General features: G+C 25.9%; 20 protein-coding genes and 1 pseudogene. 11 read left to right on the top strand and 10 right to left on the bottom strand.

From position 1 onward, the window contains the following. Positions 1 to 186: 186 nt before the first annotated feature. Positions 187 to 1,065, bottom strand: coding sequence for a protease HtpX (htpX, locus tag D9V72_RS01630; protein WP_158354920.1), 879 nt, complete (start codon positions 1,063 to 1,065; stop codon positions 187 to 189). 175 nt (positions 1,066 to 1,240) lie between these two features. Then, a complete protein-coding gene (gene zwf, locus D9V72_RS01625; protein ID WP_158354918.1) occupies positions 1,241 to 2,716 on the bottom strand; it encodes a glucose-6-phosphate dehydrogenase in 1,476 nt (491 codons plus the stop codon). A 290-nt stretch (positions 2,717 to 3,006) separates the two neighbouring features. On the opposite strand from zwf, the gene pyk reads away from it, so the two are divergent. The 3 genes from pyk (at position 3,007) to znuB (ending at position 6,839) form a co-directional block, all read left to right on the top strand. Next, entirely contained in the window at positions 3,007 to 4,449 is a 1,443-nt protein-coding gene (pyk, locus tag D9V72_RS01620; RefSeq protein WP_158354916.1) for a pyruvate kinase, read from the top strand. 837 nt (positions 4,450 to 5,286) lie between these two features. Continuing rightward, positions 5,287 to 6,003, top strand: a complete 717-nt coding sequence (gene znuC, locus D9V72_RS01615; RefSeq protein WP_158355426.1) for a zinc ABC transporter ATP-binding protein ZnuC — start codon at positions 5,287 to 5,289, stop codon at positions 6,001 to 6,003. 32 nt (positions 6,004 to 6,035) lie between these two features. Further along, positions 6,036 to 6,839 carry a zinc ABC transporter permease subunit ZnuB gene (gene znuB, locus D9V72_RS01610; RefSeq protein ID WP_158354914.1) on the top strand — a complete coding sequence of 268 codons (804 nt, stop codon included), beginning with the start codon at positions 6,036 to 6,038 and terminating at the stop codon, positions 6,837 to 6,839. On the opposite strand, the gene aspS is transcribed toward znuB, so the two are convergent. The 3 genes from aspS to trxB all read right to left on the bottom strand — a co-directional run bounded on the left by aspS (position 6,836) and on the right by trxB (position 10,043). Continuing rightward, entirely contained in the window at positions 6,836 to 8,602 is a 1,767-nt protein-coding gene (aspS, locus tag D9V72_RS01605; protein WP_158354912.1) for an aspartate--tRNA ligase, read from the bottom strand. The two genes, znuB and aspS, sit on opposite strands and share 4 nt — an antisense overlap. A gap of 155 nt (positions 8,603 to 8,757) precedes the next feature. Continuing rightward, positions 8,758 to 8,976, bottom strand: coding sequence for a translation initiation factor IF-1 (gene infA / locus D9V72_RS01600; protein ID WP_158354910.1), 219 nt, complete (start codon positions 8,974 to 8,976; stop codon positions 8,758 to 8,760). Positions 8,977 to 9,083: 107 nt separating this feature from the next. Further along, on the bottom strand, positions 9,084 to 10,043 hold the full coding sequence (trxB, locus tag D9V72_RS01595) for a thioredoxin-disulfide reductase (protein ID WP_158354908.1): 960 nt from the start codon (positions 10,041 to 10,043) through the stop codon (positions 9,084 to 9,086). 337 nt (positions 10,044 to 10,380) lie between these two features. Between trxB and serS the strand changes: the two genes are divergently transcribed. From serS to tpiA, 8 genes and pseudogenes are all read left to right on the top strand, one after another. Continuing rightward, entirely contained in the window at positions 10,381 to 11,664 is a 1,284-nt protein-coding gene (gene serS / locus D9V72_RS01590) for a serine--tRNA ligase (RefSeq protein ID WP_158354906.1), read from the top strand. Positions 11,665 to 11,699: 35 nt separating this feature from the next. Continuing rightward, on the top strand, positions 11,700 to 12,785 hold the full coding sequence (serC, locus tag D9V72_RS01585) for a 3-phosphoserine/phosphohydroxythreonine transaminase (RefSeq protein WP_158354904.1): 1,086 nt from the start codon (positions 11,700 to 11,702) through the stop codon (positions 12,783 to 12,785). Positions 12,786 to 12,849: 64 nt separating this feature from the next. Further along, on the top strand, positions 12,850 to 14,133 hold the full coding sequence (gene aroA, locus D9V72_RS01580) for a 3-phosphoshikimate 1-carboxyvinyltransferase (protein ID WP_158354902.1): 1,284 nt from the start codon (positions 12,850 to 12,852) through the stop codon (positions 14,131 to 14,133). Between the two features lie 55 nt (positions 14,134 to 14,188). Then, complete coding sequence (locus tag D9V72_RS01575; RefSeq protein ID WP_158354900.1) at positions 14,189 to 14,449, top strand: (d)CMP kinase; 261 nt, start codon at positions 14,189 to 14,191, stop codon at positions 14,447 to 14,449. Then, positions 14,413 to 14,856, top strand: coding sequence for a (d)CMP kinase (cmk, locus tag D9V72_RS01570; protein ID WP_315984297.1), 444 nt, complete (start codon positions 14,413 to 14,415; stop codon positions 14,854 to 14,856). Before D9V72_RS01575 ends, cmk begins: the two co-directional genes overlap by 37 nt. 117 nt (positions 14,857 to 14,973) lie before the next feature. Next, positions 14,974 to 16,650, top strand: coding sequence for a 30S ribosomal protein S1 (rpsA, locus tag D9V72_RS01565; RefSeq protein WP_158354895.1), 1,677 nt, complete (start codon positions 14,974 to 14,976; stop codon positions 16,648 to 16,650). Positions 16,651 to 16,748: 98 nt separating this feature from the next. Further along, a pseudogene (ihfB, locus tag D9V72_RS01560) lies at positions 16,749 to 17,035 on the top strand (integration host factor subunit beta). A gap of 101 nt (positions 17,036 to 17,136) precedes the next feature. Beyond that, positions 17,137 to 17,901, top strand: a complete 765-nt coding sequence (tpiA, locus tag D9V72_RS01555) for a triose-phosphate isomerase (RefSeq protein WP_158354893.1) — start codon at positions 17,137 to 17,139, stop codon at positions 17,899 to 17,901. Between the two features lie 15 nt (positions 17,902 to 17,916). Here tpiA and D9V72_RS01550 read toward each other — a convergent pair whose 3' ends face one another. From D9V72_RS01550 to D9V72_RS01530, 5 genes are all read right to left on the bottom strand, one after another. Then, a complete protein-coding gene (locus D9V72_RS01550; RefSeq protein ID WP_158354892.1) occupies positions 17,917 to 18,702 on the bottom strand; it encodes an MIP/aquaporin family protein in 786 nt (261 codons plus the stop codon). A gap of 65 nt (positions 18,703 to 18,767) precedes the next feature. Then, positions 18,768 to 19,730, bottom strand: coding sequence for a 6-phosphofructokinase (gene pfkA / locus D9V72_RS01545; protein WP_158354890.1), 963 nt, complete (start codon positions 19,728 to 19,730; stop codon positions 18,768 to 18,770). A 196-nt stretch (positions 19,731 to 19,926) separates the two neighbouring features. Further along, entirely contained in the window at positions 19,927 to 20,622 is a 696-nt protein-coding gene (gene gpmA, locus D9V72_RS01540) for a 2,3-diphosphoglycerate-dependent phosphoglycerate mutase (RefSeq protein WP_158354888.1), read from the bottom strand. A 151-nt stretch (positions 20,623 to 20,773) separates the two neighbouring features. Continuing rightward, the gene (gene sucB, locus D9V72_RS01535; protein WP_158354886.1) at positions 20,774 to 22,012 is read right to left on the bottom strand and encodes a dihydrolipoyllysine-residue succinyltransferase; all 1,239 of its coding nucleotides are present in this window, start codon (positions 22,010 to 22,012) and stop codon (positions 20,774 to 20,776) included. A 3-nt stretch (positions 22,013 to 22,015) separates the two neighbouring features. Further along, entirely contained in the window at positions 22,016 to 24,757 is a 2,742-nt protein-coding gene (locus tag D9V72_RS01530) for a 2-oxoglutarate dehydrogenase E1 component (RefSeq protein WP_158354884.1), read from the bottom strand. Positions 24,758 to 24,824 lie beyond the last annotated feature (67 nt).

The following is a 24,824-nucleotide window of genomic DNA, read 5'->3' as shown; positions in this document are numbered from 1 at the left end:
AGAATTGTAACTTATTTTACCTAAAAATTTAATTAATAATAAAAAGCACGATATTTTGATAAAATATCATTTTTTTATGATAAAAGCAAGTTTAAATTGCTTTTAAAATAGTTTTATATTTTCAACTGTAAATTTTCTTAATAGAAATAAGAAAATATATTTCTATTAAGAAAAAGTGTGTTTTTACTACATATATTCTTTATTATGTAACGCTTGTATTCTTTTATCTAAAGAAGGATGGGATGCAAACAAACTTAAAAAAGAGTTAGATTTTCCGTTTATACAAAATGCAATCATACTATCAGATTCTTGAGGTTCATGACTTGTTTTTAAACGATTAAGAGCAGAAATCATCTTTTCACGTCCTACCATTTTTGCAGAACTAGCATCAGCATAAAATTCACGATGTCTAGAAAACCACATTGTAATAATACTAGCTAAAATACCAAAAGTTAATTCTAAAAATGTAGAAATTAAAAAATATGCAAATGGATTTTTTGTTTCCGTATTATTTTCATTTCGATTACTTGATAGAACACTACTTATAACTTGTGAAAGAATACGAGATATAAAAATTACGAAGGTATTAACGACACCTTGAACTAAAGTCATAGTAATCATATCACCATTTGCAATATGACTAATTTCATGAGCAATTACCGCTTCTGCTTCATGACGAGTCATATTTTCTAACAATCCTGTTGAAATAGCAATTAAGGCAGCATTGCGACGTGCACCAGTTGCAAATGCATTAATATCAGTTGCATGATACACTGCGATTTGAGGCATAATGATACCTTTTTGAATAGATTGCTTCCGAACTGTATTAATAAGCCAAGTTTCTATTTCATTTCGAGGGTGAGTTAAAATTTCACCATTCACTGACCGCAATGCAATCCATTTTGAGAGAATTAACGATAAAATAGAACCACTGAAACCAAATAAACTTGACATGATTAATAAACCGTAAATATTATCAGACTGAATACCTGTCAAGATAAGAATCAGACTAAATATTAACATAACTGCTAAATTAGTTAATAAGAAAAGAATAATACGCATCATAAGATATTATCTTCCTCGATTAGCAAAATGGGTATTTTGCATCAATGTAAAATTAAATATTTTTTTATCTTAAAATATATAAGTTTTTTATTTATAAAAATATTAAAAAATTAATTTTTAAGCTATCATAATTATCTTAATTAAGTCAAGATAGATAAATTTTTTAAGATTTTTTTTAATTAAATTCATGCCAATAACGATTGTCATGAGCGAGTAATAAATCTGAATTTTTAGGACCCCAAGTTCCAGACATATATAATTGAGGAGGATTATTTTCAGTATTTTTCCATCCCTCTATAATGGGATCTATCCATTTCCATGCTTCTTCCACTTCATCTCGACATACAAACAAAGATTGTATACCTCTAATGCTTTCAAATAATAATCTTTCATAAGCATCAATTATATTTTTAGAATATTTTTGATGAAAATAATTAGATTTCATTTGAGAACTTTCTAATTTATATTCTTGTTCTAATCCTGGTATTTTATGTATAAAATCGAATTTAATATTCGCGTTTGGTTCTAAACGTATAATTAATTTATTTTGTAATAATTCTGATTGAGAATTTTTAAATAAATTTATAGGGTTTTTCTTAAAAAAAACTACTATTTCAGAATATTTATGTGCTAAACGTTTTCCTGTCCTTAGATAAATTGGAATACCAGACCATTTATTATTATTGAGATTGACTTTTATAGCAACAAAAGTTTCAGTTTGACTGTTTTTATTTGCACCATTTTCTTCTGAGTAAGCAGGTACTTTTTCACCTTTAACAAATCCTGAACAATATTGTCCTCGAACAGTGTATTTATTTATATTACTAATATTAATAGGACTCAGAGTTCGTAGTATTTTTACTTTTTCATGCCGAATACTTTCAGAAGTAATGTCTTTTGGTTGATCCATTGTAAGTATTGTTAATATTTGCAAAAGATGGTTTTGTACCATGTCTCTCATTTGACCCATCGTATCAAAATAATTCCATCGATCTTCAATTCCTACTTCTTCAGATACAGTAATTTGAATATGATCAATTGTTTCATTGCTCCAATTGTAGAAAAAAAATGAATTAGCAAATCGTAAAGCAAGAAGATTGAGTATTGATTCTTTTCCGAGATAATGATCAATACGAAAAATTTGTGATTCTAGAAAATATTTAGAAAGTTGATCGTTAATTTGTTTAGATGTTTTTAAACAAATTCCTAATGGTTTTTCTAAAACTATACGTGATGGAATCATATTTAAATTCGCATTACCCAAACCTATAAAAATAGAATCTAATGTATTTGGAGGTACTGCACAATAATAAACAATTATATTTTTTTTTTCATTTAATATTTTTTTTAATCTAAAAAAATCTAATGGTTTATAGACATCAATATTACAAAAAAATATACGAGAACTAAGTTTTTTCCAAATAAAAATATTAATTTCTTCATTTAAAAAATATTTTATTTCTTTTTCTGCTATTTTTATATATTTTTGTGTATTCCAATCAGCACGACCAGTAGCAATTATGCGTGTATGTTCATGTATTTTTTTAGATTTTTCTAACTTATATAAAGCAGGTAATAGTTTTCTTTTTGTTAAATCTCCTTTTGCACCAAAAATGACTAAATCACAAGCTTGATTTGTTTCTATAATCATAATCTTCTCTTTTTTAAAATTTACATGTAAAATTTAAAATTTTAATGCAATAATTTAAATACTAATCTTTGTATAAAAATTTCATAAAAATTTTTAGATGTGTACACAAAATTCCTTAAAATGTACTATTATTTAAGATTTTTTATTTTTGATAATATAATTATCAATAATAAAATTGTTTTTATTAATTTTACTGAATAACTAAATAAACACAAATAAATATTTTATATTTAATAATATTTATATAGAAGTATAAAATTTTTGAAAAACTTTTAAAAAGGTGTGCTTTCATGTTAAATCGATTAAGAAGAACAAAAATTGTAGCTACTTTAGGGCCTTCTACAGATATTGATAATAATTTAGAAAAAATAATTCGTTCTGGGGTAAATGTTCTTCGATTTAATTTTTCTCATGGCTTAGAACATGAACATAAATTCAGAGCAAATAAAGCAAGAGAAATAATGGCAAATTTAAATTGTCATGTTGCATTGCTGGGTGATTTACAAGGTCCTAAAATTCGTATTTCTAAATTTAGAAAAAATAATATTTTTTTGAATATTAATGAATTTTTTATATTAGATGCAAATTTGGGAGAAAATGATGGAAATAAAGAACGTGTAGGAATTGATTATAAACATTTACCATACGACCTAAAAATAGGTGACATATTATTATTAGATGATGGAAGAATACAATTAAAGGTTATAAAATCAACTTATCCTGAAATATTAACTAAAGTTGTTATAGGCGGAATTCTTTCTAATAATAAAGGTATTAATAAATTAGGTGGTGGTCTATCTGCAAACGCATTAACTGAAAAAGATAAAAAAGATATAACTCTTGCAGCTGAAATTGACGTCGATTATTTAGCAATATCTTTTCCACGATGTAGTAATGACTTAAAACAAGCAAGAAAATTAGCTAAAAAATCTGGTAGTAATGCTAAAATTATTGCGAAAATAGAACGTGCTGAAGCTGTAATAAATCAAAATATTATAGAAGATATAATCTTGTCATCAGATGCGATTATGATCGCAAGAGGTGATTTAGGTGTAGAAATAGGAGATTCTGAACTAGCAGGAATTCAAAAAAAATTAATTAGAACTGCTAGACAATTAAATAGAATAGTAATTACCGCAACACAGATGATGGAATCTATGATTATAAATCCACTACCTACTCGTGCAGAAGTTATGGATGTAGCTAATGCTGTTTTAGATGGTAGTGATGCAGTTATGCTTTCTGCTGAAACAGCATCTGGAAAATATCCGGATGAAACTGTTATAAAAATGGCAAAAATTTGTAAAGGTGCAGAAAAAGTACCAAGTATTAATGTATCAAGACATCGCCTTAATGCAAAATTTAATGATATTGAAGAAGCAATTGCTATGTCAGCTATGTATGTTGCTAATCATTTAAAAGGAGTTGCTGCAATTATAACAATGACAGAATCAGGAAAAACTGCACTTATGACGTCGAGAATTACATCTGGATTACCCATCTTTGCTTTGTCAAAGAATAAAAAGACTTTGAATTTAGCTACTCTTTATAGAGGGGTTACTCCTATATACTTCGATAGTAAGAAAAATGGTGTTGAAGCTGCTAATGAAGCAATTATTCTTTTATGTAATCAAGGTTTTTTATCCAGTGGTGAATTAGTTATTATAACTCAAGGTGATATTATGGGGAAAATAGGAAAAACTAATACTAGTAGAATTTTAAAAGTTTTATAATCTTTTTTTATTTTCTTTATAAAAATATTTTTTCTTGATGCGTACTTGATTGTCTAATTTAAAATAAAATATTTTTTTAATATACATTGACTAGCGTTATTAATTTTTATTTTTCAATGAGACATAAAAACAAACTACTACTTGAAAAATAATTTTATATTTTTTCATTCTTAGTATTAAAATATAAAACTCTCTTATAATACATCTAAATCTATTTTAAAATAATTGATAATTGTAATGATCTACTAGATTGAGAAGAAATTTTGTATTTTCAAAAAATAAAAATTAAAAAGAATGCTTTTACTCAAACTATTAGTATCATTTTAAATTATCATTAAATTGATAAATAGAAGAATTTTTTTATAAAATTGTTAATTTTTATACATAGATTTATTTTTTTGAAAATTTATGAAAAAACTATATTACAATAGTCCTTATTCCAAATTTTCAAAAATATGTTTACCATTAAATATTTTTTATATTATTTATCTTAGATTGATTTCAACTTGCATGTAAATCAATTTTCAAAGAGATTTATTTTTTTTAAATCAATATAGTTTTATTTAAAAAAATAAAATTTCTTGTTTAGAATATATATGATTTATATTAAGAAGTACGCTTACATTATAAAATATCAATATATTTAGTATCGTTAATTTTAGTAAATATTATCGAGAATAATTTTTTTAAAATACATATTAAGAATTTTGACATTCAAACTATATAAATCAATATTAGAATTCAAAAAAAATAAATTGATAATTAATATAATATTTATATTCATCTTAAAAAATATATCTTATAATGCTAGAATTAAACAAAATAATTCATAAAACTATGTTAGAATTAGTAAGATTAAACAATGTTTGTCTAAATTTATCTAATCGTTCTATTCTCACTAATATATCACTATCTTTAATTCCTAATCGTGTCCTGACTTTAATTGGACCTAACGGAGCTGGAAAATCTACTTTAGTACGTATTATTTTAGGATTGATTAAACCTAGTTCAGGTTCAATTATCCGATCCCATAATTTATCTATTGGCTATGTTCCTCAAAAATTAAATCTTAATACTTTATTGCCTATTACAGTAGAACGATTTATGCAATTATCTCAAAGAAGAAACAATAGAAAAATATTAGAAATATTAAAACGTGTTAATGCGGAATCTTTAAAAACTTACCAATTACAAAAATTGTCTGGTGGAGAAATGCAACGTATTCTCTTGGCTAAAGCATTATTAAAAAATCCTAACCTTCTAGTATTGGATGAACCGATACAAGGAGTTGATATAATGGGACAATTAGCTTTATATAAACTAATTAATGAAATTCGATATAAGTTAAAATGTTCTATTTTGATGGTATCTCATGATCTAGATTTTGTAATGGCTAAAACAGATGATGTAATTTGTTTAAATAATCATATTTGTTGTTCTGGAACACCAGAAACGGTTTGCAATAATTTAGAGTTTATTTCTATATTTGGATTTAAACGTGTGCAAGAATTAGCAATTTATCATCATGACCATAATCATGTTCATAATTTTTAAATGTATAATAATGTAATTATAGAGTGGTTTTTATGTTCGAACTAATTTTTCCAGGATGGTTAGTAGGTGTTATTTTATCTTTAACAACTAGTCCATTAGGCTCATTTATAGTTTGGCGGAGAATGTCATCTTTTGGTGATACCTTATCACATTCTTCTCTTCTTGGTATAGCAATATCTATTGCATTTAATATTAACTCGTTTTGTGCTCTCTTTCTTCTTATGAGTTTAATTGCAATCATTTTAGCATGGTTAGAAGAATTATTACCTGTTTCATTAGAAACTATACTAAGTATAGTATCACATAGTTCGTTATCTTTAGGAATGGTTTTTATTAGTTTGATTTCTAATAATAAAGAGGTAAACATTACACATTATTTATTTGGTGATTTGTTATCTGTCACAGAATATGATTTAATTATCATCTTCATAAGTAGTATAATAATACTTGGCGTTTTACTTTATCACTGGAATATGATTTTATCAGCAACCATCAATGAAGAATTAGCTAAAATAGACGGTGTAAATGTCTTTTATGCTCGTTTAACTATTATGTTAATGACTGCTTTTACTATTTCTATAGCAATGAAATTTGTAGGTGCATTATTGATTACTTCTTTATTAATTATTCCACCTGCAACTGCACAACATTTTTCAGGTTCTCCAGAAAAAATGGTTATTATTGCCATAATAGTAAGTATTTTATCTGTTACAGGAGGAATATTTTTATCTTTTTTTTACAATACACCATCTAGTCCATCTATTGTTTTATGTTCTTCTTTCCTATTTTTTTTAAGTAAAATAAAAAACGTTTTTATTAAAAATAAAATTCTTTAAGATTTATTTTTTAAAATTTTTATAGCCAATTCTTGTAATATTGAATTATTTATTTTGCTAGGAGAATTAGTCATTAAACAAGTTGCTGATGTTGTTTTTGGAAAAGCGATAACATCTCTAATATTTGTACTATTGGTTAAAAGCATGACTATTCTATCTAGTCCTAAAGCTATTCCAGCATGTGGCGGAGCCCCATATTCTAATGCTTCCATCAAAAATCCAAATTTTTCATTTTGTACTGATTTTTTTATTCCAATAATATCAAATACTTTTCTCTGTATATTGACATCATGAATACGTACTGAACCTCCACCAATTTCATAACCATTTATCACAAGATCATAACTATCTGAAAGAGCAAGTTGAGGCGAATCATCTAAATTTTTTATGTGCATATTTTTAACAGCAGTAAATGGATGGTGAACAGAAGAAAAATTCCCATTAACATCCTTACTAAACATAGGAAAATCAACTATCCAAACTGGTTTCCAAGCGTTTTTTTTAGTGATATTCAGATCGATGCCTAATTTTAAACGTAACATACCAAGAGATTTATTAACAATAGATTCTTGATCAGCAATTAAAAATAATATATCTCCATTTTTAGCTTTGCTTTTTTCTATTATTTTTTTTAAAGTAGTTTCATCTAAAATGTATTTTATAGAACTATATACACCTCTATATCCAATGTTATTTTCTATTATTTTTATATAAAATAATTTTTTTGCATTAAATTTCTGTACGTATTTACTATAGGTATCAATTTTTTTCCGACTTATGTCAGCACCTCTAGAAATACATAGTAATGCTATTCGATTATTTCTTTTAGAATCTAAATTAAAAAATAATATAAATTTTTCATCTTGACAAATATTAGAAATATCAATAATTTTTATTGGATTCCGTAAATCTGGTTTATCCGATCCATATTTTTTCATTGATTCGCAAAAAGATAATTGAGGAAATTTAATTAAATTAAAGTTTATTATTTTTGACCAAATTTTTATTACGAGTTTTTCTATTAAACTGCGAACTTTTTGTGCATTCATAAAAGAAACTTCAATATCAATTTGTGTAAATTCTGGTTGTCGATCTGAACGTAAATCCTCATCACGAAAACATTTAACTATTTGATAGTATCTATCTATACCAGCAATCATTAACATTTGTTTAAATAGTTGAGGAGATTGAGGTAGTGCATAAAATTTTCCAAAATGATTACGACTTGGGACTAAATAATCTCTTGCACCTTCTGGTGTAGATTTTGTAAGAATTGGGGTTTCGATGTCTATAAAATTTCTTTTCATCATAAAATCTCTTATTAAAAAAGTGATTTTATTTCTAATTTTAAGATTTTCTAGGATATTTAAAGAACGTAGATCTAAATATCTATATTTCAATCTTGAGTCATCATTATTTTTTTGTGTATAATTTAATGGTAATGATTTTGAAATATTTAAAATATTGATTTCATTTGCTAAAATTTCTATTTCTCCAGTACTGATTTTGATATTTTTATTTTTTTCTTCTCGTTTTTGAACTATACCACAAACTTGAATACAAAATTCATTTCTTAAAGTTAAGGCTTTTTTAAAAACTATATTATTTTTTAATTCAAAAATGACTTGAACAAGACCAGTATAATCTCTCATATCAATAAAAATAAATTGACCAAAATTTCTAATTTTATGTACCCAACCACATAATTTTACTATTTTATTCAAATGAATTATTCGAATATTTCCACAATATTTAGTACGCATAAATTCTCTTTAAAATTTTCTTATTTTTAAAAAAAAAAATTTATTTTTATTTTAGAAGATTTATTAAATAGATAAGTTTCTAGGAAGTGAATTTTATTCTTTAGAAATAATTGATTTTGTATAATTTTTAATTGTATTTTTATCTATATTGCTTTTTAGCGACTTCTAAAAATAATTCTTCCCTTGGTTAAATCATAAGGTGTTAATTCTATTGTCACTTTGTCTCCAGTTAATATCCTAATATAATTTTTTCTCATTTTTCCTGAAATATGTGCTGTAATAATGTGTTTATTTTCTAGTTCGACACGAAACATGGTATTTGGTAATGTGTCTATTACAGTTCCTTGCATTTCAATATTTTCTTCTTTAGACATTTTATTCTCATTAATAATAAATTGAAAAATGTTAGTTCTATTATATCAGATACTAGTCATTTTGACTAGTATGTTTTTATAATAGAATATTTCTTATACAATTTGTTTTATATTAATGAATTAAGATAACGTTCGCTATCTAGTGCTGCCATACAACCACTAGAAGATGATGTAATTGCTTGTCTGTATACATGATCTATTACATCTCCAGCAGCAAATACGCCAGGTATACTTGTTTGAGTGTAATTGCCATGTGTTTCATGCATTACTTGAATATAACCATCTTTCATTTTTAACTTGTTAATAAATATATTTGTATTAGGAATATATCCAATAGCAACAAATAGTCCAGAAACCTGAACGTTTAATTCTTTTTTTTCTTGAAAATGTTTTTTTTCAACCAACAAACTGGTTACACCAGAAGAATTGCCTAATATATCTTTTATAGTAGAATTTAAATAAATAATTATTTTTTGAGTTTTTATTTTTTTTTCTAATCTATTCAATAAAATTTTTTCAGCACTAAAATTAATACCACGATGTATTAGGTAAACTTTTTTAACAAAGTTTGACAAATATAATGTTTCTTCTATAGCTGTGTTCCCCCCTCCTACAACTGCAACTTCTTTGTTTTTATAAAAAAAACCATCACACACAGCACATGTTGAAACACCTTTTCCTTTAAAATTGTGTTCTGATTTTAGTCCTAAATAACGAGGATTTGCTCCAGTTGCAATGATAATTGAATCAGAAGTATATTTATTTTTTTCTCCTATTAAAGAAAAAGGGGTTGTTTTAAAATCTACTGAAGTGATAGTATCAGAAACAATTTTAGTCTTAAGTTTAATAGCATGTTTATGCATACGGTTCATTAATTCCCAACCACTGATTTTGTCCGCATCCCCTGGCCAATTTTCAATTTCACTAGTATTCATAAGTTGCCCCCCTTTATTTACTCCAGTAATTAAAACGGGATTTAAATTAGCTCTTGAAGCATATATTGCTGCAGTGTATCCTGCGGGGCCAGACCCTAGAATAATTATTTTACTATGATTCATATCATGCATTTTAAATTTCCTTAAAATGAACATTTCTACAATTAATTGGATAGAAGAATAGAATAAATATTGTATTTTTATGTATTACTAAAAATGAAATATTTTTTATATGATATATTTTATATTAAATACTTTTAATAAAAATTTTTTAACAATACTATCATATTTGTTTTAATTCTATAAAATACATCTTAATATGTAAATTACATAACTTGATTAAAAAAATGTTCATTTTATATATAAAAATCTAAAATTTTTAATGTTGGTATTATGCGTAGATAAAACATTTTACAAACTTTATTAAATAATAATATTTATTGATAATTAAAAAGAGCAAAAGAACTCTATGTTAAATCCTTGTTTATTACGAAATGAATTGCATTTAACAGCTAGAAAGCTATTAAAAAGAGGTTATAAATTAGATGTTTCTAAAATATCTTATATGGAAGATAAAAGAAAAAAGTTACAAATTCAAACTGAAAATTTACAATTTAAACACAATTCTCTATCTAATCTTATTAAAGAAGCTAAGATTATTAAAAACGAATATAAATCATTGAAACATGAAGTCATACAGTTAAGTAAAGATTTGGATGCTTCTAAAATTGAACTTAACGCTTTAAAAGAAAAAATACATCAATTTTCTATGTGTATTCCAAATATTCCTTTTGATGATGTTCCAGAAGGAAAAACTAGTCTTAATAATAAAGTAATTAAATATTGGGGTCAAAAAAAGAACTATAATTTTATAGTCCAAGATCATGTAGAAATAGGTAAGAAATTTAATGAATTAGATTGGAAATCTTCAGCAAAAATGTCAGGATCACGTTTTGTTTTTATGAAAGGTAAAATTGCACTTTTACATCGTGCACTTAGTCAATTTATGTTAGATTTGCATACTATAGATCATGGTTATACTGAATCTTATGTCCCTTATTTAGTTCATTCTGAAGCTTTATATGGAACAGGACAATTACCAAAATTTAGTGATGATTTATTTCACATAAACTTTGAAAATAAAAAAAAATACATATTAATTCCTACTGGAGAAGTCCCCCTAACTAATTTAGTTTATAATCAGATAATAGATGAGAAAGATTTGCCTATTATGTTGACTGCACATACTCCTTGTTTTCGATCAGAAGCATCTTCTTATGGACGTGATGCTCAAGGGTTAATTCGATTACATCAATTTGATAAAGTAGAATTAGTTCAAATTGTTGCACCAGAAAAATCCGCAGAAGCATTAGAAAACCTTACTAATCATGCTGAAAAAGTTTTGCAACTTTTAGATTTACCATATAGAAAAATGCTTTTATGTGCAGGAGAAATAGGTTTTTCAGCTGTAAAAACTTATGATTTAGAAGTTTGGTTTCCTTCTCAGCAAAAATATAGAGAAGTCTCTTCTTGTTCTAATATGAATGATTTTCAAGCGCGCCGTATGAAAGCCCGTTATAAAAAAAAATCTACACAAAAAAATTTTTTTGTACATACACTAAATGGTTCAGGTTTAGCAATAGGTAGAACGTTAGCAGCTATTTTAGAAAATTATCAATGTTCTGATGGTCGCGTAAGGATTCCTAAAATTCTTCAAAAAAAATATATGCGAGGCTTAGAGTTTATAAACTAGTTTACAAGTATAACATTGATACGATTGGTGAAATAATGAATAAATTTTATAATTTTAGTGCTGGTCCAGCTATGATTCCAAGAGATGTTCTTTATCAAGCTAAAAAAGAGTTGCAAAACTGGAAAAAAATAGGTTGTTCTATAATGGAAATCAGTCATCGTAGTGAAGAATTTATCCAGGTTGCTTTAGAGGCTGAAAAAGATTTAAGAGATTTATTAAAAATACCTGATTCTTTTAAAGTGTTATTTTGTCAAGGTGGTGCTAGAGGACAATTTTCTGCTATTCCTATGAATTTATTAAACAATTCAGAAACAGCTGATTACATAAATAGTGGTTATTGGTCAAATTGTGCGTTTATAGAAGCTAAAAAATACTGTACTCCTCGATCTATATTTATTAGAAAAAATTATAATGAAAAAGAATCTCTTTTACCTATGAACCAGTGGAATATTAGTAAAAACTCAGCATATGTTCATTATTGTCCTAATGAGACAATAGATGGATTATCTATTTATGAAGAACCATTTTTTAAAGATAAAATTATTATCGGAGATTTTTCTTCTGTTATTTTATCACGTATGATTAATATTAAAAATTACGATATTATTTATGCAGGTGCTCAAAAAAATATTGGTCCTGCCGGTATCACCATAATTATCATACGAAAAAAACTCATAAGACATTCGTCTAACATTGCTCCTTCTGTTTTAGATTATCAAAAAATATCAGAAAATAATTCTATGTTTAATACACCTCCGACATTTTCCTGGTATTTGTCAGGATTAGTTTTTAAATGGCTAAAAAAACAAGGAGGATTGAAAGCAATTGAAAAATTAAATCAAAAAAAATCAGATTTACTATATAAAAAAATAGATAATAGTAATTTTTATATTAATAAGATAGATAGTAAAAATAGATCACAAATGAATATTGTATTTCATTTAATTGATCCTAGATTAAATGAAATTTTTTTGAAAGAAGCTTCTGAACTAGGTTTAAATTATTTAAAAGGACATAGTATAGTAGGTGGTATGCGTGCATCTATTTATAATGCTATGCCATTAGAAGGTATTAAATCTTTAATAAAATTTATGTCCTATTTTGAAAATCGATATGGATAAATTATATCTAATTTAGTTTTTAAAATATCATTTTAACTTTAATTAATTAGAGCGTATTTTTATTATGCAAGATTCTTTTAATTTAAAACCAATATCTTATGTTAATGGAACTATTTGTTTGCCGGGTTCAAAAAGTATTTCAAACAGAGTTTTATTACTTTCTTCAATAGCTAAGGGTACAACATACTTAAAAAATTTATTAGATAGTCATGATACACAACACATGTTAAATGCTTTAAAAAAACTAGGTATTAAGTACTCTTTATCAAATGATAAAAAAATATGTTGTATTCAAGGTATAGGTCAAGCTTTTAATTTATCTCAACCTATTTCCCTATATTTAGGGAACGCAGGTACTGCTATACGACCTCTTCTTTCCGTATTATCTTTACATAAAAATCAAGTTTTATTAAGTGGAGATAATAGAATGCATGAAAGACCTATCGAAGATCTTGTTGATGCTTTAAAACAAGGAGGTGCTATTATAGAATATAAAGAAAATAAAGGATATCCGCCAATACTAACAAGAGGCGGTTTTATTGGAGGGACTATTTTTTTAAACGGTGATATTTCTAGTCAATTTTTAACATCATTATTAATTAGTGCTCCGCTTGCTCTAAACAATACTACCATTATTATCAAAGGAAATTTAGTTTCTAAACCTTATATTGATATTACACTTAATTTAATTAAATGTTTTGGAGTAAATATTAAACATGATTCTTATACTGTATTTTATATAAAAGGTCAACAAGAATATAAAGCACCTGGAAACTATATAGTTGAAGGAGATGCTTCTTCAGCTTCTTATTTTTTAGCTGCTGCAGCCATCAAGGGTGGTTCAATTAAAGTTACTGGTGTTGGTAAAAAAAGTATTCAAGGTGATATAGAATTTGCAAATATTCTTAAAAAAATGGGAGCAATAATTTGTTGGGAAGATTATTCCATTACTTGTACTCATAACAAATTAAATGCAATAGATTTAGATATGAATCATATTCCTGATGCAGCAATGACGATTGCCATGGTGGCTCTTTTTTCTAAGGGCACTACGACTATTAGAAATATATACAACTGGAGAGTTAAAGAAACTGATCGCTTATCTGCAATGACTATCGAATTAAGAAAAATTGGTGCTAAAGTTGAGGAAGGGAAAGATTTTTTATCTATTACTCCTCCTGTTATGTTTAAATATTCAAACATTGAAACTTATAACGATCATCGTATAGCCATGTGTTTTTCTCTTATATCTTTATCTGGAATAGGTGTAAATATACTTAATCCTAATTGTATTTCAAAAACTTATCCATCTTATTTTGAAGATTTTTTGTCTATCAGTAATATCTGATAAATTTTGTAAAATTTTTTTTAATGAAACTTGTAGAAAATTATAAAGATAAAATATGATAAATAAAATTCCTGTTATTACCATTGATGGTCCTAGTGGTGTTGGTAAAAGCACAATTTCTAAAAAAATAGCATACAACTTAAATTGGTCTTTATTAGAATCAGGAAAAATATACCGATTAGTTGCATTTCTAGTATTAAATAAAAATATTACTATTGTTGAAAAAAATATCGTTAGATTTTTGAAAAATTTAGATTTTTCATTAATTAAAAAAAAACTATCGATTTTTTTTATAAATCAAAAAATCTTGAGATAATAAGTGAGGTTTCTTCTCAATTATCAGTTTATCCTAGTATTAGAAAAATTTTATTAAAAAAACAAAGATTAATGAGATGTTTGCCTGGTTTAGTAGCAGAAGGACGAGATATGGGCACAGTAGTATTTCCAGATGCTGTGCTTAAATTTTTTTTAGATGCTAATTTAGAAACACGTGTAAAAAGAAGAATGTTAGAATTAAAAAAAAATGGTCATGATATTAATTTTAAAAAATTATTTGCGCAAATGAAAAATCGTGATGAACGTGATCAAAATCGATTAATTTCTCCTTTATGCATAGCAAAAAATGCTATAATATTAGATTCGACCTATATGAGTTTATCAGAAGTCACAAAAAAAATAATGGAATGTATTATTGAAAAAAATAAAAATATATTTAAAAATTAATTTAAGATGTTAAAAACTACACTCTTTGATAAGGATTATTACAAGATATATAAAACAGGCTCGTTTTAACATGAAGTTAAAATGAACGTTTAATAAAAATTTCTTAATATTATTAATATGAATGAATCTTTTGCTCAATTATTTGAAGAATCGCTGAAAGAAATTAAAACTCGTCCAGGTTCAATTATTCGCGGTACCATTGTTGCTATAGAAAAAGATATAGTTTTAGTTGATGCTGGTCTTAAATCTGAATCTGCTATTCCTGCGGAACAATTTAAAAATTCTCAAGGTTTTTTAGATGTAAACGTAGGAGATCAAATTGATGTTGCTTTAGACGCTATTGAAGATGGTTTCGGTGAAACACTTTTATCTCGTGAAAAAGCAAAGCGTCATGAAGCATGGTTAATACTAGAACAAGCTCATGAAAAATCAGAAACAGTTATTGGAATAATCAATGGTAAAGTTAAAGGCGGTTTTACTGTTGAACTAAATGATATCCGTGCATTTCTACCTGGTTCTTTAGTAGATGTTCGTCCAGTGCGAGAAACAGTACATCTTGAAGGAAAAGAATTAGAGTTTAAAGTAATAAAATTAGATCAAAAGCGTAATAATGTTGTTGTTTCACGTCGTGCTGTCATTGAATCGGAAAATAGTGCTGAGCGAGATCAATTATTAGAAAATTTACAAGAAGGCATGCATGTTAAGGGGATTGTAAAAAATTTAACGGATTATGGAGCTTTTGTAGATTTAGGTGGTGTAGATGGCCTTTTACATATTACTGATATGGCTTGGAAAAGAGTCAAGCATCCTAGCGAAATAGTAAATGTAGGTGACGAAATTAATATTAAAATTTTGAAATTTGATAGAGAACGAACACGTGTTTCATTAGGATTAAAACAACTAGGTGAAGATCCTTGGATAGCTATTTCTAAACGTTATCCAGAAGAAACCAAATTAAGCGGACGCGTAACAAATTTAACAGATTATGGTTGTTTTGTAGAAATCGAAGAAGGAGTAGAAGGTCTTGTACATGTATCTGAAATGGACTGGACTAATAAAAATATTCATCCTTCGAAAGTAGTAGTTGTTAATGATATCGTTGAAGTTATGGTTTTAGATATAGATGAAGAACGTCGTCGTATTTCTCTTGGTTTAAAACAATGTAAGATTAATCCATGGAAAGAGTTTTCTGAAACTCATAAGAAAGGAGTTCATGTTAATGGAAAAATCAAATCTATTACAGATTTTGGTATTTTTATTGGTTTAAGTGGAGGTATTGACGGATTAGTACATTTATCTGATATTTCTTGGACAATACCTGGTGAAGAAGCAGTTAAAAAATATAAAAAAAATGATGAAATCTCAGCAGTGGTTCTTCAAGTAGATGCAGAAAGAGAACGTATATCTTTAGGAATTAAACAGTTAGAAGAAGATCCTTTTAATGTATATATTACAAATTATAAAAAAGGCACAATTGTTACTGGTCAAATTAAATCTTTAGATAAAAAAAATATTTTTGTAAAATTACCAGCACACTTAGACGGAATTATAAAATTATCTGATATTCCTCGTTTATATTCTGAACAAATAATTAATAAATTAAAAATCGAAGATGACATTTTAGTTAAATTATCTAATTTTGATCGAAAAAATAGAATAATTTATCTTACAATTCATAATGTAAACGAAAATGAAAAACAAGATTCAATGACTTCTTCTAACAGTAAAAAGAATGATGATGCTTTTTCTAACGTTATGACAGAAGCATTTAAAGCAGCTAAAAATACTGAATAATTGTTTATTTTATAAAAAATTTATATTTTTTATAACAGCACTGTTTAAAAAGTAATACAGTCCATAAATTTTTCAGGTTTTTAAAGTACAGAGGTTTTATGACGAAGTCAGAATTATTCAAAAGAATTGCTGAACAAAAAATTCATATTTCAAATAAAATGATAGGATGTGCTACGAAAGAAATGTTAGAACATATGACTACGTCATTAGAACAAGGACAAAGAATTTAAATCCGAGTTTTTGGTAGTTTTTTTCTCTATATTATCGTTCTTCTCGAATGGGTCGAAATCCTAAAATGGGAAGAATAGTAAAATTGCATGAAAAGTATATTCCTTATTTTAAACCAGCAAAAAAATTACGAGATCGGACAAATATATACAAGTAATATCTTTTAATATTTTTATAATAGAAACTAAGTTTATATAATTCTTCATAATAAGGCTTAGTTTCTATAACTTTAAAATAATCTTTTTAATAAGGCACAAAATGAAAAAATTTTTTATTATAGCTAATTGGAAATTAAACGGAAGTAAAAAAATGATTTCGAATTTTTTTAAATATTTACAGTCTCATTCATTAACTTATTTAAAAAAAAATACTATTATAATCGCTCCCCCAACTATATATTTAGAAAGAATATATAAAAATATAAATAACATGAATATTATGCTCAGTGCGCAAAACGTAGATATTAATTTACAAGGAGCATTTACTGGTGAAAACTCTATTTTAATGCTGAAAGATATAGGAGTAAAATACGTTATTGTCGGACATTCTGAAAGACGTTTATTACATTATGAAACGGATGATATTATCGCAAAAAAATTTCGTTTAATTAAAGAATTTAATTTGATACCCATTTTATGTATAGGCGAAACAGCAATAGATAAAAAAAATGGTCAAACTCAAAAAGTTATTAAAAAACAATTAAATTCTATATTTAAAACATTAGGAAAATCAGCATTTAAAAATACAATAATTGCTTATGAACCTGTTTGGGCAATCGGAACAGGTCTATCGGCTAATCCAGAAGACGTACAATGTATACATAAATTTATAAAAAGTTATATTGAAGAATATGATTTAATTAATGCTAAAGATATATTAGTTCAATATGGTGGTTCTATTAATCATTGTAATGCAAGAAAATTTATTGAACAACCAGATATAAACGGTTTTTTAATTGGTAACTCATCTTTAAGTTCTGAAGAATTCTTGAAAATTATAAAAATCGCTCATGATGCTACTTAAAAAAAAGATTAATTATTATTTAATAAATACTTTGTGTATCCATCCAGCTAAATTAGCACCTAAAATTGGACCTATTATAGGAATTAAACAATACAAAATATTGTCGTTTCCTCCAGTAAAAGCTAAAACACCCCATCCATTTAAACTTAAAAATATTTTAGGACCTAAATCTCGTGCTGGATTTAATGTGATATTATTTAAGGGAGTAAAAACTAAATTAATCATACAAACCAAAAGACCTATTAAGACAGGTATTATAGATCTGTCATGTGAAAAGCATTTATTATTTCTATTATTAAACTCTAATAAAATCAGAGTAAAAAGTGCAGTTGAAAACATTTCTATTATTAAATCGTAAATAAAACTATTGTTATAATTGGGATAAACACAAAAAATAGAAGCTATATTAAGACTATCATATGTCCCTCTTATAATATGATTTTTCATTTCAAACGAAAGTAATAAATTCTTGTAAAGATAATATATTAACGTTGTAAAAAAAAAAGAACCAAATATTTGAGATATAATATATGGCAATACTTTTCTTTTATTAAATTTAGTAGATAACCAAAAAAAAATAGTAATGGCTGGATTTAAATGAGCCCCAGATATTGAAGAACTAAAATAAATTGATATAGATACTCCAAAACCCCATATACAACTTATTTCAAATTGATTTAAATTAATATTTGTTAATTTTGAAGCAGCTAAGGATCCTATTCCAAAAAAAATTACTAAACCTGTTCCAAAGAATTCAACAAAACATTTTTTTAAAATATTATTTTTACTAAAAATATTCATTTTTTAAAAACCCACATACTTTATTTAAAAATTAGAGCGCCGGCAAAACCGGCACTAATTTTATATTAATATAACTTTTTAGCAGTAATTAACCAATCTTTTTTTAAAGTACGTTTCATATTTTTTAGTGCATTTTTTATATCATGAAAAACCATTTTTTCATTTTGTATTCCTACACACTTACCTTCGTAACCTTTGATTAATAGTTCAACTGAATATGCACCCATTCTTGAAGCCAATATACGATCATATGCTACAGGAGATCCACCTCTTTGAATATGTCCAAGAATTGTCGCTCTAGTTTCTCGATTTGTTTTTTTTTCAATATATTGTGCTAATTCTTCCACATCACAAATATATTCTGTTATTGCAACAATAGCATGCTTTTTACCCTTGGCAATACCGGCTTGAATTTCAATAACTAATTCTTCTTTTTTATAGTCAATTTCTGGTAATACAATAAATTCGCATCCACCAGCAATAGCTGCCGCTAATGTTAAATCTCCACAATATCTTCCCATTACTTCTACAATAGAAATACGTTGATGAGAAGAAGAAGTATCACGTAATCGATCAATAGCTTCAACAACAGTTTGTAAGGCGGTAAAATAACCTATTGTGTAATCAGTACCTGATACGTCATTATCTATAGTACCTGGAATACTAATACATGGGACACCCATTTCTGTTAATTTCTGAGCTCCTATATAAGATCCATCACCTCCAATCACAACAATGGCATCTATTTTTCTTTTTTTTATATTTTGTACTGCAATAGAACGTATTTTATTTTGATAAAAATCAGAAAATCTAGCTGATCCCAAAAATGTACCACCTCTATTAATCATGTCAGATACACTGTATCTATCAAGTTTAATCATTCGATTTTCATATAAACCTAAATAACCATCATAAATTCCAAATACTTCTAATTTTTCACTAAGTGCTGTTCTAACAACTCCTCTAATTGCAGCGTTCATTCCTGGAGCATCTCCACCACTGGTTAAGACTCCAATTTTTTTGATCATTAGAACCTCTTTTTTGACCTCTATAAAATTTTATTTCTTTTATTTTTATTAAAAATAAAATTTAAAAAATTTATTTAATATTTTTTTAAAAAAATATTCATATGATTTTATATAAATATAATTTTAAATATAACTGGATCGATCTAGCATTGAAGTTTTAAGGAATATGAAAGTAAAAAATAGTTTTTTGAAAAAATTATTTTAAATAGTACCATTTAGTCGGATTATTATCTTTGTCAAAATATAAAACAATAGGTGTGGCAGTAGGAATGTTTAATTCTAAAATTTTTTCATTGTTTATTTTATATAAATATTGTATTAAAGCTCGTAAAGAATTTCCATGTGCTACTATCAATATTTTTTTATTGTTTTTTAATTGAGAATAAATAACCTTATCCCAATAAGGTATAACTCTTTTTGCAGTGATTTCTAAACTTTCTCCTAAGGGAATATCACTAATATTTAAATGAGAATAGCGTATATCATTTCCTGGAAAACGTTTGTCTTCTCTATTAATTAAGGGAGGACTAATATTAAAACTTCTTCTCCATAGCATAACTTTTTTTTGTCCATATTTTTGCATGACTTCATCTTTATTCAATCCCTCTAATGCACCATAATGTCTTTCGTTTAGGCGCCAAGATTTTCGAACTGATAACCAATTCTGGTTTAATTCATCTAAAATGTATTGTAAAGTGTGAATGGCTCTTTTTAATACAGATGTATATGCATAGTCAAAAAAAAATTTTTCGTTTTTTAACAGTAAAGCAGCAGATTTTGCTTCATTTTCACCTTTTTTAGATAATTCAGCATCATGCCATCCAGTAAATTTATTTAATTCATTCCATTCACTTTGACCATGTCTAATTAAAACTACTTTATTAGTTTTCATTTTTTTCTCTTTTTTCATCATTCATAGGAATCTTATTTTTTTATTTGTAAAATTTTTTTTAATGTTTAATTATAATAGCAAAAGTACAGTTTATAATTAATTTAATCACTGTACTTTTAAAGCTTTAAATATTAAACGATAAAAAATAATTTTAAACATCAATTAAAATACGAGTAAAATCTTCTAATATATTTTTCACATTTACTAAAAATCCTATAGATTCCTTGCCGTCTATTAAACGATGATCATAAGATAATGCTATATACATCATAGGAAGGATTTTAATTTTTCCATTAACAACTACTGGACGTTCTTGAATCATATTCATTCCTAATATAGCTGTTTGAGGGGGATTTATAATAGGTGTAGATATTAAAGAACCAAAAATACCCCCATTAGTAATAGTAAAATTCCCCCCTATTAATTCTTTAATATTAATTTTGTTTTGAAAGCCTTTAATAGAAAACTCTTTAATTTTTTTTTCTATCTCTGATAATGACATTTGATCAACATTTTTTAGTACTGGTGTTATTAATCCTTTTGGTGTTGAAACAGCAATACTTATATCAAAATTTTTATAAAAAACTATATCTGTTTTATCTATATAAGCATTTATTTCTGGAAAATTTTTTAAACCTTGAACTACTGCTTTTACAAAAAAAGACATAAATCCAATTCTAATACCATGTTTTTTTTCAAAATCTTCGCCATATTTTTTACGTAGAAGTATTATTGGTTGCATATTTACTTCATTAAAAGTTGTTAGCATAGCTGTATTGTTTTTACTATCTAACAATCGTTCTGCAATTCTTTGACGTAATCGAGTCATTTTTACTCTATTTTCGAATCTTTTGTTTTCTTTTTCCTTGTCTTCATGGGAATCTAAATCATGATTACTTAGTAGATTTTTATTTATTTTTTCTTCTTCTGTTTTTATGATTTTTTTAAAATTAATTTGATCATCTATTTCTATGATTTTATTTAAAGAACTTTTATTGATATTATTTATTTTAATTAATCTTCTTGCAGATGGAGTTAGATGCTGTTCGCTATTCTGAAAAGAACTTTCTATCTTTTCTTTTTCTTCCTTATTTTCATAGTTTTTTTTTGTATTTAATAAATTATCTTCTTTTATATTATGAATAATATTAAACTGATCGATTTTACCTATTATTTGTTGAGATTTAACGATTTTCCCTTCTTCTTCTAAAATATTTTTTAATATTCCATCACATGGAGAAGATACTTCCAACATTACTTTATCTGTTTCAATATCAACTATATTATCATTACAATTAACTCTTTCTCCTATTTTCTTATGCCATTTTACAACTGTTGCATCACTAACAGATTCAGGTAAATCTGGAACAAGAATATTTATTTTTTTCATTCTTTATCCTATTTCTGGATTTATATTTAACGCATTGTAAATTATTTTTTCTTGTTGTTTATTATGAATAGAGATATATCCAACTGCAGGTGAAGCTGAAGATTTTCGGCCGATATATTTTAATAAAGAATTTGATGGTAATATATCATTCAGACGATCTCTAATATAAAACCATGCACCCTGATTATAAGGTTCTTCTTGACACCATACATAATCTTTTATATAAAAATAATTTTTCAGTATTTGTAATATTTCATTTTTAGGAAATGGATACAACTGTTCAATACGGATTAAAATAATAGAATTAATTTTTTTTTCACGACGATTTTTTAATAAATCATAATATATTTTTCCAGAACAGAAAATAAGACGTTTTTCTTGTTTATCAAGAATATCTATTTCGTCTATTATTTTTTGAAATCTACTATTGACAATAGTATTTAAAGAAGAGCTTGCCATCGGATTTCTTAAAAGAGATTTTGGAGTAAAAATAATTAATGGTTTATAAATTTCATTAAATATTTGTTGTCGTAAAATATGAAATATTTGTGATGATGTAGTAGGTATACATACCTGCATATTTTTTTCTGCACAAAGTTGAAGAAATCGTTCAATTCTAGATGATGAATGTTCAGGTCCTTGTCCTTCGTAACCATGAGGTAAAAAAACGACCAAGTTAGATTTTTTATTCCATTTTTGTTCACCAGAACTTATAAACTGATCAATGACTATTTGAGCGCCGTTAATAAAATCTCCAAATTGAGCTTCCCAAATAGTAAGTGTATTTGAGGGAAACAAAGAATATCCGTATTCAAAAGCTAAAACTGCTTCTTCTGATAATACAGAATCCCAAATTTGAAACTTTCCTTGTTCCTTACTAATATTATTTAATGGAACATAAGTAGAACCGTTAATTTGATCATAAATATAAGCATGACGATGAAAAAAAGTACCTCTTCTTACATCTTCTCCAGAAATACGACAAGAAATTCCTTCATTAATAATTGTTGCGTAAGCTAATGTTTCAGCAGCTCCCCAATCAAATAATCTTATTCCTTGAGACATTTCTAATCTTTCTTTGTAAATTTTTTTAACTCGATGATGCATATTAACTGAACTAGGAACATTATTTATGAGACGACCTAAATTTTGTAAATTAGAAAACTTTATAGTTTTTTTAATTTGTTTTATTTTTTTTTCTTCTGGAACATTTTCTTCTTTAAAACATATTTTTTTATGTTTTGAAAAAATATATTGACCCGTTTGTAATTTAGAAAAATATTTATTTATAATGTCTTGATTCTTTTTAAATGTAATAATATTTTTAGATATTAATAAATCAGAATATATTTTTCTTACAGTAAAGTGATTTTTTATCTTATGATACATTATAGGTTGTGTAACAGATGGTTCATCCGCTTCGTTGTGTCCATTACGTCTATAACAAACTAAATCAATAAAAACATCTTTTTTAAATTTTTTTTTGAAATTAAGAGCTAGTTGAATAGTAAAAATAGATGCTTCTACATCATCTGCATTTACATGAAAAATAGGTGCTTGAATTATTTTAGCAATATCAGTACAGTATTGACTAGAACGAAGATGTTTAGGATTAGAAGTAGTGAATCCAATTTGATTATTAATCACTATATGAACAGTTCCTCCTATTTGGTAGCCTTCAGTTTGAGACATATTTAATGTTTCTTGTACTACTCCTTGACCAATTACAGAAGCATCCCCATGAATACTAATAGGCAAAATTTCATTATCTATTTTTCCTATTTCATCAATATAAGATCGAGCTATACCTGAAACGACTGGATTAATTATTTCTAAATGAGATGGATTATATGCCATTTGAAACATTATTTTTTTTTCATTTTTTATTTCCGCAGTTCCTCCCATATGATATTTTACATCACCACTTCTTTTTTGATATGGATATAAACCAGAAAATTCATCAAATAAAATTTTTGGACTTTTATTTAAAACATTAACAAGTACATTTAATCTACCTCTATGAGCCATACCTAATATTATTTCAAATATATCATTTTTTTTTGAAAACCGTATTACTTCATGTAGCATAGGAATTAATGTTTCTGCTCCTTCTAAAGAGAAACGCTTTGCACCAGGAAACTTTTTGCTAATATATTTTTCTAAAGTTTCAGCATAAGTTATTTCCTTTAAAAAATTTATTCTTTCTTCTCCAGTTAATAAATTTTCATCAAAGTAAGATTCTATGTAATTTGTGATCCATTGTTTTTCGAGAAAATTATCTATGTGCATATATTCGAAACCAATAGAACCACAATATTTTTTAGATAATGTTTTATATAAACTCATTATATCAGTTTTAAAATTAATGCAGTTCTTAAAATTGATTTCAATTTTTTTATTTATTTCTTCTTGTGTAAAATTATAAGATGACAAATCTAAATCTATAATGTTTTTCTGTTGTTTGAATTCGAGTGGATCAATTGAAGATTTCTTGTAACCGTGTACACGAAATGAATTAATAATATGATTGATTTGATTAATAAGTAAATCTACGCTTTTGTTTTTATTATTTATCTTGTGAAGATTTTTTTCTTTTTTAGAAAGATCTAAAAATTCTTTATGCCACGTAATATCTACAGATTTAGCATCTATTAAAAAATTTTTATATATTTTTTCTATGTAACTTTGATTTTCTCTAGATAACCAAGAGGAATTTAACCAATTTTTTGTTTTATTTTTGTTCATAATTTTCTTTAAAAAAAAGTTTTACATGAAATTTTGTAAAGATTTAAAAAATATATTTTTATAGATG

It is taken from the genome of Buchnera aphidicola (Macrosiphum gaurae) (genome assembly GCF_005080965.1).
GTDB lineage: Bacteria > Pseudomonadota > Gammaproteobacteria > Enterobacterales > Enterobacteriaceae > Buchnera > Buchnera aphidicola_S.
The sequence above is the reverse complement of the archived record's forward strand: the minus strand, read 5'-3'. Positions and strand labels throughout refer to the sequence as shown.

What these genes read in the sequence shown, in the direction of transcription:
- htpX (WP_158354920.1), bottom strand. Translation starts at nt 1,065, where the DNA reads ATGATGCGTATTATTCTTTTCTTATTAACTAATTTAGCAGTTATGTTA.
- zwf (WP_158354918.1), bottom strand. Translation starts at nt 2,716, where the DNA reads ATGATTATAGAAACAAATCAAGCTTGTGATTTAGTCATTTTTGGTGCA.
- pyk (WP_158354916.1), top strand. Translation starts at nt 3,007, where the DNA reads ATGTTAAATCGATTAAGAAGAACAAAAATTGTAGCTACTTTAGGGCCT.
- znuC (WP_158355426.1), top strand. Translation starts at nt 5,287, where the DNA reads ATGTTAGAATTAGTAAGATTAAACAATGTTTGTCTAAATTTATCTAAT.
- znuB (WP_158354914.1), top strand. Translation starts at nt 6,036, where the DNA reads ATGTTCGAACTAATTTTTCCAGGATGGTTAGTAGGTGTTATTTTATCT.
- aspS (WP_158354912.1), bottom strand. Translation starts at nt 8,602, where the DNA reads ATGCGTACTAAATATTGTGGAAATATTCGAATAATTCATTTGAATAAA.
- infA (WP_158354910.1), bottom strand. Translation starts at nt 8,976, where the DNA reads ATGTCTAAAGAAGAAAATATTGAAATGCAAGGAACTGTAATAGACACA.
- trxB (WP_158354908.1), bottom strand. Translation starts at nt 10,043, where the DNA reads ATGCATGATATGAATCATAGTAAAATAATTATTCTAGGGTCTGGCCCC.
- serS (WP_158354906.1), top strand. Translation starts at nt 10,381, where the DNA reads ATGTTAAATCCTTGTTTATTACGAAATGAATTGCATTTAACAGCTAGA.
- serC (WP_158354904.1), top strand. Translation starts at nt 11,700, where the DNA reads ATGAATAAATTTTATAATTTTAGTGCTGGTCCAGCTATGATTCCAAGA.
- aroA (WP_158354902.1), top strand. Translation starts at nt 12,850, where the DNA reads ATGCAAGATTCTTTTAATTTAAAACCAATATCTTATGTTAATGGAACT.
- D9V72_RS01575 (WP_158354900.1), top strand. Translation starts at nt 14,189, where the DNA reads ATGATAAATAAAATTCCTGTTATTACCATTGATGGTCCTAGTGGTGTT.
- rpsA (WP_158354895.1), top strand. Translation starts at nt 14,974, where the DNA reads ATGAATGAATCTTTTGCTCAATTATTTGAAGAATCGCTGAAAGAAATT.
- tpiA (WP_158354893.1), top strand. Translation starts at nt 17,137, where the DNA reads ATGAAAAAATTTTTTATTATAGCTAATTGGAAATTAAACGGAAGTAAA.
- D9V72_RS01550 (WP_158354892.1), bottom strand. Translation starts at nt 18,702, where the DNA reads ATGAATATTTTTAGTAAAAATAATATTTTAAAAAAATGTTTTGTTGAA.
- pfkA (WP_158354890.1), bottom strand. Translation starts at nt 19,730, where the DNA reads ATGATCAAAAAAATTGGAGTCTTAACCAGTGGTGGAGATGCTCCAGGA.
- gpmA (WP_158354888.1), bottom strand. Translation starts at nt 20,622, where the DNA reads ATGAAAACTAATAAAGTAGTTTTAATTAGACATGGTCAAAGTGAATGG.
- sucB (WP_158354886.1), bottom strand. Translation starts at nt 22,012, where the DNA reads ATGAAAAAAATAAATATTCTTGTTCCAGATTTACCTGAATCTGTTAGT.
- D9V72_RS01530 (WP_158354884.1), bottom strand. Translation starts at nt 24,757, where the DNA reads ATGAACAAAAATAAAACAAAAAATTGGTTAAATTCCTCTTGGTTATCT.